The 17172-nt window shown below is 71.6% G+C and carries 19 protein-coding genes; 7 read left to right on the top strand and 12 right to left on the bottom strand.

The window, feature by feature from the left end; all coding sequences use genetic code 11:
• The first annotated feature begins 125 nt into the window (after positions 1-125).
• Positions 126-908, top strand: coding sequence for an alpha/beta hydrolase family protein (locus tag ALI22I_RS45375; protein ID WP_238598902.1), 783 nt, complete (start codon positions 126-128; stop codon positions 906-908).
• 134 nt (positions 909-1042) lie between these two features.
• Here the strand turns inward: ALI22I_RS45375 and ALI22I_RS45370 are convergent, their stop codons facing one another.
• Positions 1043-1438, bottom strand: a complete 396-nt coding sequence (locus ALI22I_RS45370) for a ChaB family protein (protein WP_077011717.1) — start codon at positions 1436-1438, stop codon at positions 1043-1045.
• Positions 1439-1509: 71 nt separating this feature from the next.
• Between ALI22I_RS45370 and ALI22I_RS45365 the strand changes: the two genes are divergently transcribed.
• On the top strand, positions 1510-2895 hold the full coding sequence (locus ALI22I_RS45365) for an aldehyde dehydrogenase family protein (protein WP_443217031.1): 1386 nt from the start codon (positions 1510-1512) through the stop codon (positions 2893-2895).
• On the opposite strand, the gene ALI22I_RS45360 is transcribed toward ALI22I_RS45365, so the two are convergent.
• Positions 2853-3455, bottom strand: coding sequence for a response regulator transcription factor (locus ALI22I_RS45360; protein ID WP_077011715.1), 603 nt, complete (start codon positions 3453-3455; stop codon positions 2853-2855). The genes ALI22I_RS45365 and ALI22I_RS45360 overlap by 43 nt on opposite strands.
• Positions 3452-4585, bottom strand: coding sequence for a sensor histidine kinase (locus tag ALI22I_RS45355; RefSeq protein ID WP_238598901.1), 1134 nt, complete (start codon positions 4583-4585; stop codon positions 3452-3454). Before ALI22I_RS45355 ends, ALI22I_RS45360 begins: the two co-directional genes overlap by 4 nt.
• 108 nt (positions 4586-4693) lie before the next feature.
• Between ALI22I_RS45355 and ALI22I_RS45350 the strand changes: the two genes are divergently transcribed.
• Together ALI22I_RS45350 and ALI22I_RS45345 are read left to right on the top strand one after the other, a co-directional pair.
• Entirely contained in the window at positions 4694-5608 is a 915-nt protein-coding gene (locus tag ALI22I_RS45350; RefSeq protein WP_077012098.1) for an ABC transporter ATP-binding protein, read from the top strand.
• Complete coding sequence (locus ALI22I_RS45345) at positions 5605-6309, top strand: ABC transporter permease (RefSeq protein WP_077011713.1); 705 nt, start codon at positions 5605-5607, stop codon at positions 6307-6309. Before ALI22I_RS45350 ends, ALI22I_RS45345 begins: the two co-directional genes overlap by 4 nt.
• Positions 6310-6315: 6 nt before the next feature.
• Here ALI22I_RS45345 and ALI22I_RS45340 read toward each other — a convergent pair whose 3' ends face one another.
• From ALI22I_RS45340 to ALI22I_RS45315, 6 genes are all read right to left on the bottom strand, one after another.
• Positions 6316-6789, bottom strand: a complete 474-nt coding sequence (locus ALI22I_RS45340; RefSeq protein ID WP_238598900.1) for a VOC family protein — start codon at positions 6787-6789, stop codon at positions 6316-6318.
• 58 nt (positions 6790-6847) lie between these two features.
• Entirely contained in the window at positions 6848-8143 is a 1296-nt protein-coding gene (locus ALI22I_RS45335) for a UDP-glucose dehydrogenase family protein (RefSeq protein WP_077011711.1), read from the bottom strand.
• Positions 8101-8991 (bottom strand): glycosyltransferase family 9 protein, encoded by an 891-nt coding sequence (locus tag ALI22I_RS45330; protein ID WP_077011710.1) that lies wholly within the window; start codon positions 8989-8991, stop codon positions 8101-8103. Before ALI22I_RS45330 ends, ALI22I_RS45335 begins: the two co-directional genes overlap by 43 nt.
• Complete coding sequence (locus ALI22I_RS45325; RefSeq protein WP_083752485.1) at positions 8988-10043, bottom strand: glycosyltransferase; 1056 nt, start codon at positions 10041-10043, stop codon at positions 8988-8990. Before ALI22I_RS45325 ends, ALI22I_RS45330 begins: the two co-directional genes overlap by 4 nt.
• On the bottom strand, positions 10040-11692 hold the full coding sequence (locus ALI22I_RS45320; protein ID WP_077011709.1) for a carbamoyltransferase family protein: 1653 nt from the start codon (positions 11690-11692) through the stop codon (positions 10040-10042). Before ALI22I_RS45320 ends, ALI22I_RS45325 begins: the two co-directional genes overlap by 4 nt.
• 103 nt (positions 11693-11795) lie before the next feature.
• Positions 11796-12722: a UDP-glucuronic acid decarboxylase family protein gene (locus ALI22I_RS45315; RefSeq protein WP_077011708.1), complete on the bottom strand. Its 927-nt coding sequence runs from the start codon at positions 12720-12722 to the stop codon at positions 11796-11798.
• 57 nt (positions 12723-12779) lie between these two features.
• On the opposite strand from ALI22I_RS45315, the gene ALI22I_RS45310 reads away from it, so the two are divergent.
• Together ALI22I_RS45310 and ALI22I_RS45305 are read left to right on the top strand one after the other, a co-directional pair.
• Positions 12780-13631 carry a glycosyltransferase family 2 protein gene (locus ALI22I_RS45310; protein WP_443217030.1) on the top strand — a complete coding sequence of 284 codons (852 nt, stop codon included), beginning with the start codon at positions 12780-12782 and terminating at the stop codon, positions 13629-13631.
• Positions 13632-13672: 41 nt separating this feature from the next.
• Positions 13673-14500, top strand: a complete 828-nt coding sequence (locus ALI22I_RS45305) for an aldo/keto reductase (protein ID WP_077012097.1) — start codon at positions 13673-13675, stop codon at positions 14498-14500.
• A gap of 16 nt (positions 14501-14516) precedes the next feature.
• On the opposite strand, the gene ALI22I_RS45300 is transcribed toward ALI22I_RS45305, so the two are convergent.
• The gene (locus ALI22I_RS45300) at positions 14517-15026 is read right to left on the bottom strand and encodes a DUF2087 domain-containing protein (protein ID WP_077011706.1); all 510 of its coding nucleotides are present in this window, start codon (positions 15024-15026) and stop codon (positions 14517-14519) included.
• A 62-nt stretch (positions 15027-15088) separates the two neighbouring features.
• On the opposite strand from ALI22I_RS45300, the gene ALI22I_RS45295 reads away from it, so the two are divergent.
• Positions 15089-15886: a hypothetical protein gene (locus ALI22I_RS45295; protein ID WP_238598898.1), complete on the top strand. Its 798-nt coding sequence runs from the start codon at positions 15089-15091 to the stop codon at positions 15884-15886.
• 460 nt (positions 15887-16346) lie between these two features.
• Here ALI22I_RS45295 and ALI22I_RS51710 read toward each other — a convergent pair whose 3' ends face one another.
• Complete coding sequence (locus tag ALI22I_RS51710) at positions 16347-16523, bottom strand: hypothetical protein (RefSeq protein ID WP_179118564.1); 177 nt, start codon at positions 16521-16523, stop codon at positions 16347-16349.
• 190 nt (positions 16524-16713) lie between these two features.
• Positions 16714-16878 (bottom strand): hypothetical protein, encoded by a 165-nt coding sequence (locus tag ALI22I_RS51705; protein ID WP_179118563.1) that lies wholly within the window; start codon positions 16876-16878, stop codon positions 16714-16716.
• Between the last annotated feature and the right edge of the window lie 294 nt (positions 16879-17172).

Raw genomic sequence — 17172 nt, 5'->3', positions numbered from 1 at the left:
CCAACTACCTGTCCCAAGCCGAACGACTGCAGAGCGCGTCAGCGCCCGAACGGCCGGACACCTACCGGCGCGTCCTCGAACTGCAGCAGAAGACCTTCGACCTCAAGGACCCGCGCATCACCCGCGTGTCGATCCCGTACGAGGGAACGACCCTGCCCGCGTACTTCAGCCCGGCCACCGACGGCGCCGGAGCCCCGGTGATGATCATGTGGAACGGACTGGACTCCACCAAGGGGCACATGTACGCCTCGGGGCACTGGGAAGAACTGGCCGCCCGCGGCATCTCGTGCCTCATGATCGACTGCCCCGGCTCGGGTGAGGCGCTGCGCTTGCAAGGACTCACCGCCCGCATCGACACCGAAGCGTGGGCAGCCGCGTGCGTCGACTGGCTGCTCACCCGCGACGACGTCGACCCCGCCCGCATCGGCCTCGTCGGCTGGTCCCTCGGCGGCTACTACGCCCCGCGCGCCGCCGCCTTCGAGAAGCGCCTCGCCCTCGTGGTCGCCTGGGGCGCGAACCACGACTGGGGCGCCGTGCAACGCCGCCGACTCGAACGGGAGGGAGAACGCCCGGTCCCGCACTACTGGGAGCACGTGCAGTGGGTGTGGGGCCACAGCCGCCTCGACACGTTCCCCGACTTCGCCGACGCGGTGTGCCTCGACGGCGTAGTCGAACACATCACCGTGCCGTTCCTCATCTGTCACGGCGAGAACGACCGCCAGATCCCCGTCGCCTACGCGAACCGCTCCTACACACAGGCCACCCGCAGCCCCGACCGCCGGCTGCGCGTCTTCACCGCCGAGGAAGGCGCGACCGAGCACATCGGACTGGACCACCTCTCCCACGTCAGCACCTACATCGCCGACTGGGTCGCCGACACCTTCGCCGCGCCGGCCGTGACGTCGTGACGGTCAGCCGACGTCGTGACGGTCAACTCCGCACCGACCGGCGGTGGCTTGAGCCTTGACGGCTCTGAACCGCGTCGGCCGTGCGGGCAGCCCTGCGCATAGCGGACGCCGCTACGCCGAGGGCCAGCAGGATACTAGGACCGGGCCTTGGCGGTCTTGCGGTTGTTGGCTTTGTTGATCGCCTCGACCAGCTGCTCCTTGGTCATGCTCGACCGGCCCGTCACGCCCAGGCGCTTGGCCAGGTCGTAGAGGTGCTGCTTGCTGGCGTTGGCGTCCACGCCGCCGGCGGTCTTGCCTTGCTCGGGGGTGCTGCGGGCGGCCTGCTTGTCGGACGGGCCCTTGCCGGCCTTGGGCTCCCAGTGGTCGCCGACCTTCTCGAACGAGTGCTTGAGCGCGGCGAACGCGGTGCGGTGCGAGCGCTGGCCCTCGCCGTAGGTCTCCACGGCCGAGTCGTGCGCCTTGATCCACGTCCGCTGGGCCTTCTTCGGCGAGCGGGCGATGGTGCTGGGCAGTTCCTCGCGTCCGGGCATGGGTCTACCTCCTCGGGGCTTCGCCTCGGGTTTCACCTCGACCACCGGGGTACCCGATGCCCATGACGGACATGCGTGTCGATGCACTCGACGTCCACAGCCCGGTCGACGGTCAGCTGATCGGCTGGCTGCCCACTGCCACGGACGAGGACGTGGCCGGTTCGGTGCTCACCGCGCGTGAGGCCCAACCCGGATGGGCGGCGACACCCGCTGCCGAACGGGGAGCCGCGCTCAAAGCCGCGGCGGCGGCGATCCGGGCGCAAGCGGTCGACCTGGCCAACGTGGTGCACGCGGAGACCGGCCGCCCGTTCCCGTCCGCGCGGGATGGCGTGTTGGCCGGGGTGTCCACGTTGGAGCAGTACGCCGAGTTGGGGCCGGTCCACCGCGGCCGGTCGCTGCTGGGCGCGCACGACGCGGCCGACTTCATGGTGCCCGAACCGCGCGGCGTGGTCGTCGCGCTGACCCCGTGGAACGACCCGGTGGCCGTGTCCTGCGGGCTGCTCGGCGCGGCCCTGGTGACCGGCAACGCCGTGGTGCACAAGCCCAGCGAACGGTGCCCGCACACGGGCGTGCTGCTCGCGCAGCTCATGGTCGACCACTTCCCACCGGGCGTGCTGCAAAGCCTCACCGGCGACAGCACGGTCGGCGCGACGCTGGCCGCGTCACCGCACGTGGACCTCGTCGCGCACGTCGGCGGCACGGCGACCGGCCGTTCGATCGCCGCCGCGTGCGCCGTGACCGGCGCGAAGGCGCTGCTGGAGAACGGCGGCAACGACCCGCTGGTGATCGACGCGGACGTGGACCCGGTGTGGGCGGCCGGTCAGGCGGCGCTGGGCGCGTTCACCAACGCCGGGCAGCTGTGCACGTCGGTGGAGCGGATCTTCGTGCACCAGGCCGTGGCGGAGGAGTTCCTGGCCGCGCTGTGCGACGAGGCACGCCGCTGGAACACCGATCCGCAGCCGCTGGTGGACGTCCGGCTGCGCGAACACGTGCACGCGCACGTCGCCGAGGCGGTCGCGGACGGCGCGGAGCCGTTGGTCGGCGGCGAGGTCCCGGAGCGCGAGGGCGCGTACTACCCGGCGACCGTGCTCAACCACTGCACGCCGGACATGCGGGTGATGCGGGAGGAGACGTTCGGTCCGGTCGCGCCGGTGCGCGTGGTGCCGTCGTTCGAGGAGGGCCTGGCCGAGGCGTGCGTGGACGAACTCGGCCTGGCCGCGACGGTCCTCACCGCGTCGATGGCGCACGCGCAGCAGGCGTGGCGGGCCCTGCCGGTGGGCACGGTGAAGGTCAACGCGGTGTTCGGCGGCGCGCCCGGCGGCGCCGCCCAGCCGCGCCGGATGTCCGGCACCGGGTTCGGCTACGGGCCCGAGCTGCTCGACGAGATGACGGCCATGAAGGTCGTCCACCTCGGTCAGATCCAGCCCTCGTCCCAGGCCAGTCGGGCGGCCTCGTAGCGGGTGCTCACGCCGAGCTTCGTCATCGCCGACGACAGGTAGTTGCGCACGGTGCCCGCGGCCAGGTGGGCTTCGCCGGCGATCGTGGCCACGGTGCCGCCCTTGAGCGCGTAACGGAGCACGTCCAGCTCGCGTGTGGTCAGCGGGCACACGCCTTCGGTGAGCGCGGCGGCGGCGATCTCGGAGTCCACGTACCTCCGACCCGCGTGCACGTCACGCAGGATCGAGGCGAGCTGTGCGGCCGGCGTCGTCTTCGGCACGAAGCCCCGCACGCCCGCGCTCAACGCCCGCCTCAGCACACCAGGGCGCGCGTGCCGGGTCACGATGACCACCGCGACGCCGTCCAGCTCCCGCACCGCCTCGGCCGCGAGGACACCGTCCCGACGCGGCATCTCCAGGTCGAACACGGCGATGTCGGGGCGGTGCTCGCGGACCGCCGCGACCGCCGCGTCACCGTCGCCGGCCAGTGCCACCACCGAGATGTCGTCCTCCAGCTCCAGCAACGCCGCCAGCGCGCCCCGGATCAGGTCCTCGTCGTCGGCCAGCACCACGCGGATCACCGGCCCACCTCGGCCCGGCCGACCAGCTCGAACCCGTCCGCGCCCGTCGGACGGGCCTCGACCCGCCCGCCGACCGTGGCGAACCGCTCCCGCAACCCGGCCAGCCCCGACCCCGGCTGCGCAACGACGTCGTCCGCGCGCACGCCGTCGTTGCGCAGCCGCACGCACACCTGCCCGTCGAGCACGGTGATCAGCACGTCGCAGCGCCGTGCCTTGCTGTGCCGCAGCACGTTCGTCGTGCCCTCCCGCACCAACGCGCCGAACAGCGGCTGCAACGGCGGCGGCACGTCCACCGCGTCACCCTCGACCGTGGTCTCGATGTCCGCCGCCCGCAGCACGCCCACCGCGTTGGTGATCTCCGTGCCCAGGCTGGCGCGCCGGTAGCCCTGCACCACGTCCCGGGTCTCCCGCAACGCGGTCCGCGCCAGCTCGGCCACCTCGCCCGCGTGCTGCCGGGCCAGGTCGTCGTCCCGCCCGATCAGCCGCTGCGCCAGCTCGCCCTTCAACGCGATGGCCTGGAGGTGGTGGCCCTGGATGTCGTGCAGGTCGGCGGCGAACCGCAGCCGCTCCTCGGCCACGGCCAGCGCCTCGGCGGTCTTGCGGCCCTTGTCCTGCTGCACCACCAGGTCCCAGATCCACAGCTGGATCAGGTCGGCGAACACCAGCGCGATGATCATCGTCGCGACCAGGAACATCGCCGGACCGGCGTCCGCGCCGCCGAACAGGCCGCCGACCGCGACGGCGAGCGCCGTCATCACCACCACGACCGGCCACCGGCTGCGCGCCGGCAACAGCGCGCCCACGTGCGCGACCACCAGTGCGGGCAGCATGGCCCAACCGAACAGGAACCCACCGCTGGCGCTCATCGCCGCCCACCCCGCCAACGCCACCGCGAACGTCGCCCCGTGCTCCCACGGCCGGTGGTCACCGCGCCCCAGCCCGCCCATGGCCTGGTGCAGGTAGCGGGTGTGCTGGACGATCACCACGGCCACCGCCGAGGCCACCAGCAGCGACTTGACCAGGCCGTGGTCGTGGGTGAACAGGTCGAGCCCGGTACCGAGGCCGACGACCACGCCGCCGGCGACCACCGACCACCACGTGTAGCGCCGCAACCTGCTCAGGGGTGTCACAGGGGGAATCTACGAGTCGGATCACACGGCTGTCTGCTGACATCTGTCACGTGAACCGGTGCGCGGTGGCACTGGGGCGTGGGCGGGCCCGCGACCAGCATGGTGACCATGAGAAAACCGGTGATCGAGGTGGCGGGTCTGAGATGCCGCTACGGCGAGTTCGAGGCCGTGCGCGGGGTGGACTTCGAGGTCTTGGCGGGGGAGCTGTTCGCTCTGCTGGGCACGAACGGCGCCGGCAAGACGACGACCATGGAGACGTTGGAAGGGCTGCGCGCGCCCTTCGCCGGGACCGTGCGGGTGCTGGGTGTGGACCCTTGGCGGGACCGGGCGCAGCTGCGCACCCGGACCGGGATCATGCTCCAGGACAGCGGGTTCCCGGCCGATCTGACGGCGCGGGAGATGGTGCGGCTGTGGAGCGTCACGAGTGGTCGGCGTGCCACCGAGGACGTGCTGGAGCGGCTGGACCTGGCGCACCGGCGTGACGTGCGGATCAAGCAGCTGTCCGGCGGCGAACGACGGCGGCTGGACCTCGCCCTGGCGGTGCTGGGCAAGCCGGAGCTGCTGTTCCTGGACGAGCCGACCACCGGGTTGGACCCGGAGTCGCGTCAACGCACGTGGGAGGTGGTGCGCGGGCTGTTGGCCGACGGCACGACCGTCGTGCTGACCACGCACTACCTGGAGGAGGCCGAGTCGCTGGCGCACCGGCTGGCGATCATGCACGAGGGGGTGGTGGCGGTGTCCGGGACGTTGGTGGACGTGCTCGCCGCCCAGCCCGCGCGGATCTCGTTCGACATGCCGGACCTGCTCGACGTCACCGCGTTGCCGATGTTGGCCGGGGATGTCGTGCACCGGCCGTCCGGCCGGGTCGAGGTGCGGACCGGTGAGTTGCAGGACGACATGGCGGTGCTGCTGGGGTGGGCGCAGCGGGAGGGGCTGCGGTTGGGGCGGATTCGGGCGAATCACGCGTCGCTGGAGGACGTGTTCCACAGCGCGCGGACCGGCAAGGAGGTAGTGGCCGCATGATCACCGCACTGGGCGTGGCCGAGCTGAAGCTCCTGCTGCGCAACCGCACCGCCGCCGCGTTGGCCGTGCTGATGCCGTTGGCGGTGGGGATCTTCTTCGCGTTGTCGATGGACGGCGAGCAGGGCGGCTGGACGATGGTCGTCGCGCTCCAGCTGCTGTTCTCGTTCGGGTTCACCGTGTACGTGACGGTGACTACCGCGTTGACCTCCCGCCGTCAGGACCTGTACCTGAAGCGGCTGCGGACCGGCGCGGCGTCGGACGTGGTCGTGCTGACCGGCATCCTGCTGCCGGTCGTGCTGCTCGGCTTGGCGCAGGCGTTCGTGCTGCTGGGCGTCAGCGTGGCGGCGGGTGCCCCGATGCCGGCCCGGCCCGGCCTGCTGGTGTTGGCGTTGATCGGCGGCTCGGCGATCAGCTGCGCGGCGGGCGTGGCCACCAGCGGTCTGACCAGCACCGCCGAACTGGCCCAGATCACCACGGCCCCGTTCTTCTTCGCCCTGATCGTGGGCGGCCTGATGAGCCTGGACGGTGCACCGGACATCAGGGTGCTCCTGCTCCCGGGCACCGGCCTGGGCACGCTGATCCAGGCGGCGTGGGGCGGCCCGACCACCCACATCGGCCCGGCCCTCATCTCCACCGCCGCCTGGATCGCCGCCGCCACCGCCCTGTCCACCCGCTTCTTCCGCTGGGACCCGCGCGGTTAGCCGACCTCAGCCGCCGGGGGAGAAGTCGGCGCTCTGGACGTACGCCATCGCCTTCACGAACCCGGGGTCGGTCATGCGCGCGGCCAGCTCCTCCTCGGTGGGCTCCGCGACGCGCTGGTGGATCCACCACAGGTTGTCGAACGGGTCGCGGAAGCGGCTGACCCGGTCACCCCAGAACAACTCGGTCGGCTCGGTGACCACGGTGGAGCCGCGCTCGACGGCCCGCTTGAGGACCTCGGCGTCGTCGGCCACGTAGAGCCGCAGGAAGGAGGGCGTGGCCGGCCACTGAGGCTGGTCGAACATCATCACGACCGAGTCGCCGATGCGGACCTCCGCGTGACCGATCACCCCGTCGGCCTCCACGCGGCCCAGTTCGGCGCCGTCGAAGACCTCCACCACGAAGTCGATCAACGCCGCCGTGTGGCCCGGCGTGATCAGCCACGGCGTCACGGTGTGGTAGCCGTCGGGAACAACCTTCACGGATCGTCTCCTCATTCTCTTGCGGTGTCTGCGCCAGGAACGGTAGAGACGATGTAGGTCAGTTCTGGTCCTGGATGAGCGGCTGGGCCGGGCGGCCCAGGGCGATCAGGTGGAAGCCGGCCTCGGTGACCTTGTCGCCCGGCAGGAGGTTGCGGGTGTCGATGATGATCGGGCGGGTCATCGCGGCGGCCAGGTTGGGCCAGTCCAGTTCGGCGAACTCGGGCCACTCGGTCAGCACCACGAGACCGTCGGCGCCCTCGGCCACCGCCTCGGGTGAGTCGAGCACCCGCACCGGTCCGCAATCGGTGCTCACGCACGGGTCGTAGCCGGTCAGCTTGGCGCCCTCCTCGGCCAGCAGCGCCGCCACCGCCAAGGCGGGGGAGTCACGCAGGTCGTCGGTGCCGGCCTTGAACGTCAAGCCGAGCAACCCCAGCCGCGCACCCGCCAACGGCCCGACCGCGTCGCGCACCATCGACACCACCCGGTGGGGCTGGTGGCCGTTCGTGCCGATGGTCGCGCGCAATAACGGGAAGTCGACGTGCGCCTCGTCCGCCGTGGACAGCAGAGCCCTGGTGTCCTTGGGGAAGCACGAGCCACCCCACCCCGGCCCCGGTTCGAGGAACGACGCCCCGATCCGGTCGTCCAGCCGCATCCCCTCGGTCACGTCGGAGATGTCCGCGCCGACCCGCTCGCACAACTCGGCCAGGCTGTTCACGTACGACAACTTCATCGCCAGGAAGCAGTTGCTGGCGTACTTCACCAACTCCGCGCTCGCGCTCCCGGTGACCAGCGCCGGCGCGCCCGTCCGCGCGTACAGCCCCACGACCCGATGCGCGGCCTCCTCGGCCTCCGCGCCGACCACGACCCGCTGGGGCCGCAGGAAGTCGTCCACCGCGTGCCCTTCCCGCAGGAACTCCGGGTTGGACACGACCTGCACATCCGGCCGACCCACCAGCTCGGCCACCCGCTCGGTCGTCCCGGCCGGCACGGTCGACTTGATCACCAGCACGCACCCGGGCGCGACCGCGTCCCGCGCCTCGCGCAACACCGCGTGCACGGCGGTCAGATCGGCCGCACCGTCGACACCGGTCGGCGTGGGCACGCACAGGAACACGAAGTCCACACCGGAGAGGGCTTCCGCGTTCCCCGACACGAACCGCAACCGCCCGGCCCGCAACCCCTCCCCGACCAGCTCCGCCAACCCGGGCTCGTGCGCGCCGACCTCCGCCCGGCTCAGTGCCGCGACCTTCGCCTCGTCCACGTCCGCGCACACCACGGTGTGCCCGAGCCGGGCGAAGCAGGCAGCGGTGGTCAACCCGACATAGCCCGCGCCGATGACGCCGATCTTGGACACGGTCCACCTCCCAGTAGCGATCGCGCGGCGTCCAACACCTCGTCCACGGTGATCCCGAGCAGCCCCGGATCGGGCCGGTCGGCGAACGTGTCACCGGTCCGGCCGTGCCACAGCACCCGGTGCGGCCCCGACCTCGGCCCCCACGCGGCGGGGGACACCGGCCCGAACAGCAGCACCGACGGCGTGCGGTAAGCGGTGGCGACGTGTGCCACGCCCGTGTCGCCGCAGATGACGAGCCGTGCGCTCGCCACCAGGTCCATCAACCCGGCCAGATCACCCATCCGCGTGCGGCCCCGTCCCACCGCGCGCACCAGCGGAGCCTCGGTGGGGCTGCCGGTCACCACCACGCTGGGCCCCAGCGCACGCACCACCGCGGCGAACCGCGCGGCCGGCCAACGGCGGGCGGCGTGACTCGCGCCGGGGTGCACGACGATCGCACCGTTGCGCGGCAACGGCGGCAGGCGCAGATCAGCCGGGTCGCACGCGATGCCGAACTGCGCCAGCAGCCGACACCACCGCAGCACCTCGTGCTGCCGCGCGGGCCACGGCACGTGCGGGCCGTGCGTGATCAGCCGGGCGGGATGGGTGGCACGCAGCAGTTCGGTGCTCTGCGGCCCACGTCCGTGCAGGTTCACCGCGAGGTCCGGCGAGTCGTAGTCGATCGGCACGAGCCCTTCGGTGGGCAGCAGCCGGTCGACGGCGTCGATCCGGTCCACCGCGTCGGCCAGCCAGCCCGGCGCGGCCAGGGTGATCTCGGCGTCCGGGAACGCGCGGCGCAACCCGCGCAGCGCCGGCAGGGCCGTCAGCAGGTCACCGAGGCCGAGCGCGCGCAGCACCAGGACCCTCATCGCCGCACCGCCCCGAGCGCACGGACCGGCGCCCGTGGATCGATGCGGGTGCGCAACCGGTCCAGCGCCACCGGAACCACCCGGCGGCGCTCCCGTCCGGCGACGGGCACGCGCCGGTGGCGCAGTTCGCCGCGCACCCGGTGCGCGCACGCGGCGGGCGGGATGGCGATGCTGGTGACGACCATCTTCGCCACCTCGTCCGGTGTGCGCGGGCCGGGTGCGATGCGTTCGAAAGCGAACCGCGCGGTCAACGCCGCCCACAGGCCCCCGAACACCAACGCCGATTTCCGCAACCCGAGAAGTCTGCAAAGGACAGCCAGCCCGCCGGACGCCGTGGTGACCGCGTGCTGCGGCAACCGTCCGGGTGCGCCACCGATCCGTTCACGCCACTCCGGCCCGAGCAACCGCCGCACCAACGCGTCGTCCGCGTTGCCGCGCTGCTGCCGCAGGCTGGCGAAGAACCCGGCCTCACGCACCGGGTGCGTGGTCACGCGATCACCGGTGACGATCCGGTACCCGTTCGCCTGCACGCGCAACGCCAGCTCGGTGTCCTCCCGGTAAGCACGCGGGAACCGTTCGTCGAACCCGCCCGCGTGCACCAGAGCGGCGCGCCGGTAAGCCATGTCCGCGGTGATCCACCGCGCGTGCTCCAACCCGGCCGTGTTGCGTTCCCAGTCCGTCGGCCTGCGGCTCCCGGGCAGCGGCACGATGATCCGCGCCTGCGAGGCACCGACGTCCAGCCCCAGGTCCTCCAGGTCGTCGGCCAGCCGCAGCTTCCAGTCGCGCGCCGGCACCACGTCGTCGTCCAGGAACGCGATCCACTCGCAACACGAGGCACGCCATCCGGCGTTGCGCGCGGCAGCGGGACCGCGGCCACCGGTGTGCAGCACGCGCGCCGAGTGCGTCGGCGGCAACGGGCCGGGATCGGTCCGGTCGTCCACCACGATGATCTCGCGCGGCGGCGGGCCGTCGCCGTGCTCCAGCGCGTCGAGCACCACCCGCAGGCTGTCCCGGCCGACGGTGGGGATGACGACGGCGTAGTCGACATTCATCGCTGCTCCCCAGATGCTTGAGGCCCGGACGCTTGGGGCCGCCGCACCACGAACCGGCCGATGGCCAGCAGGTCGACCGGCGCCGAGCCGAAGCACTCCAGCGCGTCACGCGGGTCGTCCACCATCGGCCGGCCGGCCGTGTTCAGGCTGGTGTTGACCACGACGGGCACGCCGGTGCGCCGGTCGAACTCGCGGATCACCCGCGCCATCAGCGGTTCCGACCCCGGATCGACGGTCTGCACGCGCGCGGTGCCGTCCACGTGCACGACCGCCGGAATCCGGTCACGCCACTCCGGCCGCACGTCGTGCACGAACAGCATGTACGGGCTGGGCAACGGCCCGCGCTCGAACAACTCGGCCGCCCGGTCGGCCAACACCATCGGCGCGATCGGCCGGAACTGCTCACGCCCCTTGACCTCGTTGAGGCGGGCCAGGTTCTCCGCCCGACCGGGGTGCGCCAGCAGCGACCGCCGGCCCAACGCGCGCGGCCCGTACTCGCTGCGGCCCTGGAACCAGGCCACCACCTGGTCGTCGGCCAACGCCTCGGCCACCGCGACCGCCACGTCCGCCGGCTGTTCGTAGGCGATCTTGGCGGTGCGCAAGTAGTCCTCGATCTCCGCGTCGGTCCACGACCGACCCAGGTCGGCGCCCGGCATCGCGGCGGCGGGCTCACCGGCGTCGGCCACCACCTGCAACGCCGCGCCCAGCGCGGTGCCCGCGTCACCCGCGGCCGGCTGCACCCACACCTCGTCGAACGGCCCCTCGGCGAAGATCCGCGTGTTCGCCACGCAGTTCAGCGCCACGCCGCCGGCCATGGTCAGCCGCTTCTGCCCGGTCCGCTCGTGCAGCCACCGGACCAGGTCCAGCAGCACCTCCTCGACCCGCACCTGCACGCTCGCCGCCAGTTCGGCGTGCTCGCGGGTCATCTCGCCGTCCGGGTCGCGGCGCTTGGCCAGCGTCGCCCAGTCCAGCGGTTTCACCGCGAACCCGCCGTCCTCGGTCGCGTAGAGGTGCTCCCGGACCAGGTCCAAGTGCCGGGGCTCGGCGTAGGAGGCGAGCGCCATCACCTTGTACTCGTCGCTGGACCGCAGGAAACCCAGGTGTTCGGTCAGGTCCTCGTAGAGCAGACCGAGGGAGTGCGGCAGGTGCTGCGCGGCCAGCGTCTCCAGCTTGTGGTCGCGGTAGCTGCCCGCCAGGTGCGAGCGGCACTCGCCGCGACCGTCGTTGACCAGCACCGCGCAGTCCCCGCCGAACGGCGCGGCCAGGCCCGTGGACGCGGCGTGCGCGACGTGGTGCGGCACGAACCGCACGATCGCCGGGTCCAGGCCGGGCAGCGCGGTGGCCAGGAAGTACGGCGCGCGCCGGGCGTACTCGGTGCGCAGGTCCTCCCACGGCACGTCGCTCGGCTCGACCAGGTCGGGGTCGTAGGAGTAGGCGACGGCGTCGAGGTCGGCGGGGGTGAGACCGGCGTGCTTGAGGCACCACCGGGCAGCCTGTTCGGGCTGTTCCCACGCGGAGAACGGCACCGGCCGCTTGCCGTGCTTGCGCCGGGAGAAGCGTTCCTCCTCCGCGGCGGCCACCACCTCGCCGTCCACCACGAGGGCGGCCGCGGGGTCGTGGAAGACCGCGTTGATACCGAGCACGCGCACGGCGTTCCCCTTTCGCTCCTGTGTGGACAAAGCTCCTGTGTGGACTCTCTTCCGGGTGCCTGATGCGGTCCGATGCGGACCGATGTGGTCGGATGTGGTCCGACTACCCGACGAGATGTCGGTCAAACGAACGCCGCAGGCCCTCGTCCAGTGGGATCTCCGGCTGCCAACCCAGCAGCTCACGGGCCCGCGAGATGTCCGGACGGCGGCGGCGCGGGTCGTCGGTCATGGCGTCGACGTGCTGGATCGCGGACGTGCTGCCGGTCAGTTCGATGACCTTGCGCGCGACCTCCAGCACGGTGACCTCCTCCGGGTTGCCGAGGTTCACCGGGCCGGCGTGGTCACTGTCGGCCATCGACAGCAGGCCGCGCACGAGATCGTCCACGTGGCACAGCGAGCGGGTCTGCGTGCCGTCGCCGTGCACGGTCAGCGGCTCGCCGGCGCGCGCCTGCCGCACGAATGTGGGGATCATCCGACCATCGTCGGGGCGCATCCGCGCGCCGTAGGTGTTGAAGATCCGCACGATGCCCGCGTCCACGCCGTACTCGCGGCGGAACGCGCAGGTCATGGCTTCACCGAAGCGCTTGGCCTCGTCGTAGACGCTGCGCGGGCCGATCGGGTTGACGTTGCCCCAGTACGTCTCGCGCTGCGGGTGTTCCAACGGGTCGCCGTACACCTCGCTGGTGGAGGCGATGACGATCCGCGCGTTCTTGCGCCGCGCCAGCTCCAGCGCGTGCAGCGTGCCGAAACCGCCGGTTTTCAGCGTGTCGACGGGTGCGCGCAGGTAGTCCACCGGGGACGCGGGGCAGGCCAGGTGCATCACCAGGTCGACCGGGCCGAGCAGGTCCAGCGGTTTGGCCACGTCCTCGACCACGACGCCCAGCCTCGGGTCGTCCGGCAGGTTGTCCGGCGATCCGGTGCGGAAGTCGTCCACGCACACGACCCGCGTACCGCGCCTGAGCAGCGCATCGCACACGTGCGAGCCGAGGAATCCGGCCCCACCCGTCACCACCGCGCGTTCGAATCCCATGAGCTGGGCCTACCCGTGGACCGGAGGAGTAACCACCGCTTCTCCGGGTAGTACCCGCTGGTGCCGCAAACAACAGTGGTGGTCGCAACCCGTGACCGCGTGGACGATCTGAGGCGCACGCTCACCCGACTCCGGGAACTGGACGCGCCGGTCATCGTGGTGGACAACGGCTCCTCGGACGACACGGTGGCCCGCGTGCGGCGGGAGTTCGACCAGGTAGAAGTGCTGGCCCTGGGGCGCAACGAGGGCGCGGTGGCGCGCAACCACGGCGTGCGACGGGCGACCACGCCTTACGTCGCGTTCAGTGACGACGACTCGTGGTGGGCTCCCGGTGCCCTGACGCGCGCGGAGGAGCTGTTCGCGCGGCATCCGCGACTGGGCCTGATCGCGGCGCGCACGATCGTGGAACCCGGCGGCGGGCTCGACCCGGTGTGCGTGGAGATGGCCCGATCGGCGCTGGGCCGTGACGACGACCTGCCCGGACCGTCCGTCCTGGGCTTCGTGTGCTGCGGCGCGGTGGTGCGGCGGTCGGCGTTCGTCGAGGTCGGCGGATTCCACCCCGTGCTGTTCTGGCCCGGCGAGGAACGCCTGTTCTCCTGGGACATGGCGGCGTCCGGCTGGTCCTGCTGTTACGTGGACGACGTGGTGGCGCACCACCAGCCGTCCCCGTCCCGGCCGCCGTCGGCGTGGCGGCGCCGGGTGGAACTGCGCAACGAACTGCTGACCACGTGGCTGCGTCGCCCCGTCGGGGTGGTGCTCGCGCAAACGTTCGCGCTGGCCCGGCGGGCGGTCGCGGACCGGGACGCGGGCGCGGCGCTGGCCGCCGCCGTGCGCAGGCTGCCCGCGGCGCTGCGGCACCGCCGGCCGCTGCCCGCCGAGGTGGAGCGACGCGTCGCCCTGGTCGGTTGATCTTTCGACGCGGCCGGTGGGACCGGTGCGCAGCGGGCATGATGGCACCCATGAGGACCATCACCCTGAACAACGGCGTCACCATGCCGCAGCTAGGTTTCGGTGTCTTCCAGGTGTCCACTGAGGACACTTATGACGCGGTGCGCGAGGCGTTGCGGGTCGGCTACCGCAGCATCGACACCGCCGCCGCCTACGGCAACGAGGAGCCGGTCGGCCGGGCGGTCGCGGATTCGGGCATCCCGCGCGACGAGCTGTTCGTGACGACCAAGCTGTGGAACTCCCACCAGGGCTACGACGAGGCGTTGCGCGCGTTCGACACGAGCGCCGCCGAGCTCGGTCTCGACCGGATCGACCTGTACCTGATCCACTGGCCCGCGCCCAAACAGGACAAGTACGTCGACACCTGGCGCGCGCTGGGCAAGCTGCACGCCGACGGCCGGGTCCGCGCCATCGGCGTGTCCAACTTCCAACCCGCGCACCTGGAACGGGTCGTGGAGGCCACCGGCGCGGTGCCCGCGGTCAACCAGGTCGAGCTGCACCCGTGGCTCCAGCAGGCCGAATTGCGCGCCTTCCACGTCCGGCACGGCATCGCCACCGAGGCGTGGAGCCCGCTCGCGCAGGGCGGCGCGCTGCTGTCCGATCCGGTCATCACCGACATCGCCGCGAAACACGGCCGAACCCCGGCCCAGGTAGTGCTGCGCTGGCACGTGCAGCTGGACAACGTCGTCATCCCCAAGTCCGTGACACCGAGCCGGATCGCGGAGAACTTCGCCGTGTTCGACTTCGAGTTGGACGGTGACGACCTGCGCCGCATCGCCGAACTGGACCGGGGTGAGCGCACCGGCCCCGATCCCGACACGTTCGGCTAGACCCCGCTAGATCCCGCTAGACGCTCACCGGGCCGCCGGTACGCCAGTACTCGCCGTCGGCCCGGCTGAGCAGGCCTTCGTCCACGAGGTACCGTCGCACGGTCACGTGGTCGACCTCACCGCCGTCGCACCACCGCTTCAGCACCTGCACCACTTCCCGCTCGGGGTACCGTCTACCCGGCTCGAACGCGGTGCTCACCTGTTCGAGGACCGCCCGCCTGCGTCCGCGTTGCGCGGGGAGCTTCACCAGCCGCCCGTCCCGCACGAACGGGTCCTCCGGGACCCGGTTCGCCTGTTCGACCCGGGTGGCCTCCTTGAACAGCTCCTCGCGCAACCGCAGGCCGGAGCCTTCGGTCACGACGAGTCCCGTCGACCGCAACCGGCGCAACGAGTTCTCGACCCGTCGTGCGTCCATCCCGGTCGCCGCGACGATGTCCGCAGTCGTGCGGGCACCGAGGGCCAGCGCGGCCACGACGCGCAACCGCTCGGGCTCGGCCAGCAATCCGATCAGTGAATCAGGGGTCACGCCCAGAGCTAACCGAAGCCGGCGGTCTGGTGCACGCCCATTTCGGGCGGACCTTAATACCCGTGCGCACTGATCACCTCTTCCCCCTGGCGTCGGTGGAGCCGGTTTTCGGCATGCCCACCGAACACGCCCGCAAGTTCCAGCAGGTGGCCGCGGAGCAGGACCTGGTCATCGACGTGCGAGCGACGAACCCGCACGCGGTGGCCTGGTTGCGCGAAGGCGCGCTGCCCAAACCCGAGGCGGTGAAGGCCAAGACCATCGACGACCTGGACGTCCGCTTGGGCGCGGCTCGGCGCCACCGGGGACTGGTCGGGTACTTCCGGCCTTCGTTACCCCACTTCGACCTCAACGACCGGCTGCTGCGCCGGTACGACCAGCGGCGCGTGGAGTTCGACGCGTTGCGCGACAAGATGGCCCTGTTCGAACAACGGGGCGAGTACTTCGTGCGGGACGGTGTCGTGCACGGTCACGACCGGCGCGGCGCGTTGCGGCCTCTGACGGGCGACCACGACGTGTTCGACATCCACGCCTCCGGCGGCGCGGATCTGAGCCGCCGCCGGTACGACCGGGCGGTGGCGACCATGATGTCGATGGACATGGGTGTCACCCACGGCGCCCACATGTACTGGCGGCCCACCACCACGTCCGACCGCGCGATGTTCGAATCGATCGCCCGCAGCCCCGATGCCAAGCTGCGGTTCCACCCGGACGGCACGATGAGCGCCGGTGACTACGGGCGCTTGAACGCCGGGATCAGCGCGATCACCACGCCCGCCAGGGCGGCCCGGCCGTACGCCAGGGTCTCCCACGTGGGCAGGCCGAAGGCGGCGGTGTCCTCGGCGTCGGTGATGAACAGTTGACCGTAGAGCAGGAGCAGGGCCACGCCGTAGAAACGGGCGTGTCTGTGCTGCCACGCGAGGAGGACACCGGCCACACCCGTGCTGATGTAGAGGGTGTGGCTGGTGCCGTCGCTCGTGGGCAGGAACGGGACGGAGGCGAGGACGATCTGCAACACGCCCACCACGAGCGCGAGCAGCTGTGCCCGGCTGAACGGCTGGTGCCCGGCCTTGGGATCGGCCTTCTGCTCAGCCTTCTTGTCGGCCCTCTTCCCGGTTTTCCGGTCTTTCACGGGTGCCTCGTTCCGCATGGGAGGGGGTTACCCCGCGCCCGTTCGGCTCATCCCGCTGCGTGGCGGCTTCCCCCTATAGGACACATCGCCCAACCTCTTCCGGCATTACGGCTAATCGGCGTGTCACGGTCGGGGCGGGCGCCAGGGTTTACCCATCCGTTACGGCCGGCGCATACGACTGGCGCATACGGCTAGCGCAGCAGTCGGTCGATCTCCGCCTCGGCGTCGGCCGCCGCCCGCTCGGGTCTGCTCACTCCGGTGAGCACCTGCGTGGCCATGGTGTGGATCACCCGGGAGATCTCCGGGTACTCCGCGCCGTACCCGGAGCGGGGCCGCGCGGACGGCAGTTGTCCGGCGAAACCGGGCACGTTCGCTCCCCGGCGGCCAGCCGGGGCAGGTCGGTGGGCTCTCCGTTGCACGTCGACGCGCCGAACAGTGCCGCTGCCAGGAACAGCGCTCGTCCACGCATTCCGCTCCACCCTTCGGGTAGGCGACCTCTTCTGCGGACTGCGATCGTCCTGCTCCGCTGCGTGAGGCGGGGTCAAGATCGGAGGTGGTTCAGACCTTCGGCCGTTTGCGCGGCTGGTTCCGGGGTGGGGTCGGGGCGGTGGGTGGCGAGGCGGGTTGGGTCGGCTGGTCGGACCCGGCCGGCTCGCGGTTCTCGGGTGTGAGGTCGGCGAGGTAGGTGGCCGCCAACTCGTCGTAGATCGGTGTTGAGCTCACATTTCGGAATCCTGTCCGGCCGGCGGCCTCAGCGCTGCCCCTCTCACTCCTGTGGGTTACCTTCTCCTCGACGGAGACCGCAATATTGCGGAGATCCACGTGCCGTGCGCGGGCCGACGGACCTCTGTGGACATCCCGGCGCGTGCCCGCTCTGGGTCCGCTCGGAGGTCATGATGACGTGGATCACGTAGTCGGTATTCGGAACCGTGATTGAAACCCGGTAACAGGGGTAGTCCTGCTCACGATGAGGGCTTAGGCGGCCGTCGCCCCCCAATGGCCGCCTACCAAGTCCCG

The organism is Saccharothrix sp. ALI-22-I (assembly GCF_001984175.1).
Lineage (GTDB): Bacteria > Actinomycetota > Actinomycetes > Mycobacteriales > Pseudonocardiaceae > Actinosynnema.
This window is presented reverse-complemented; position numbering and strand designations above follow the sequence as displayed.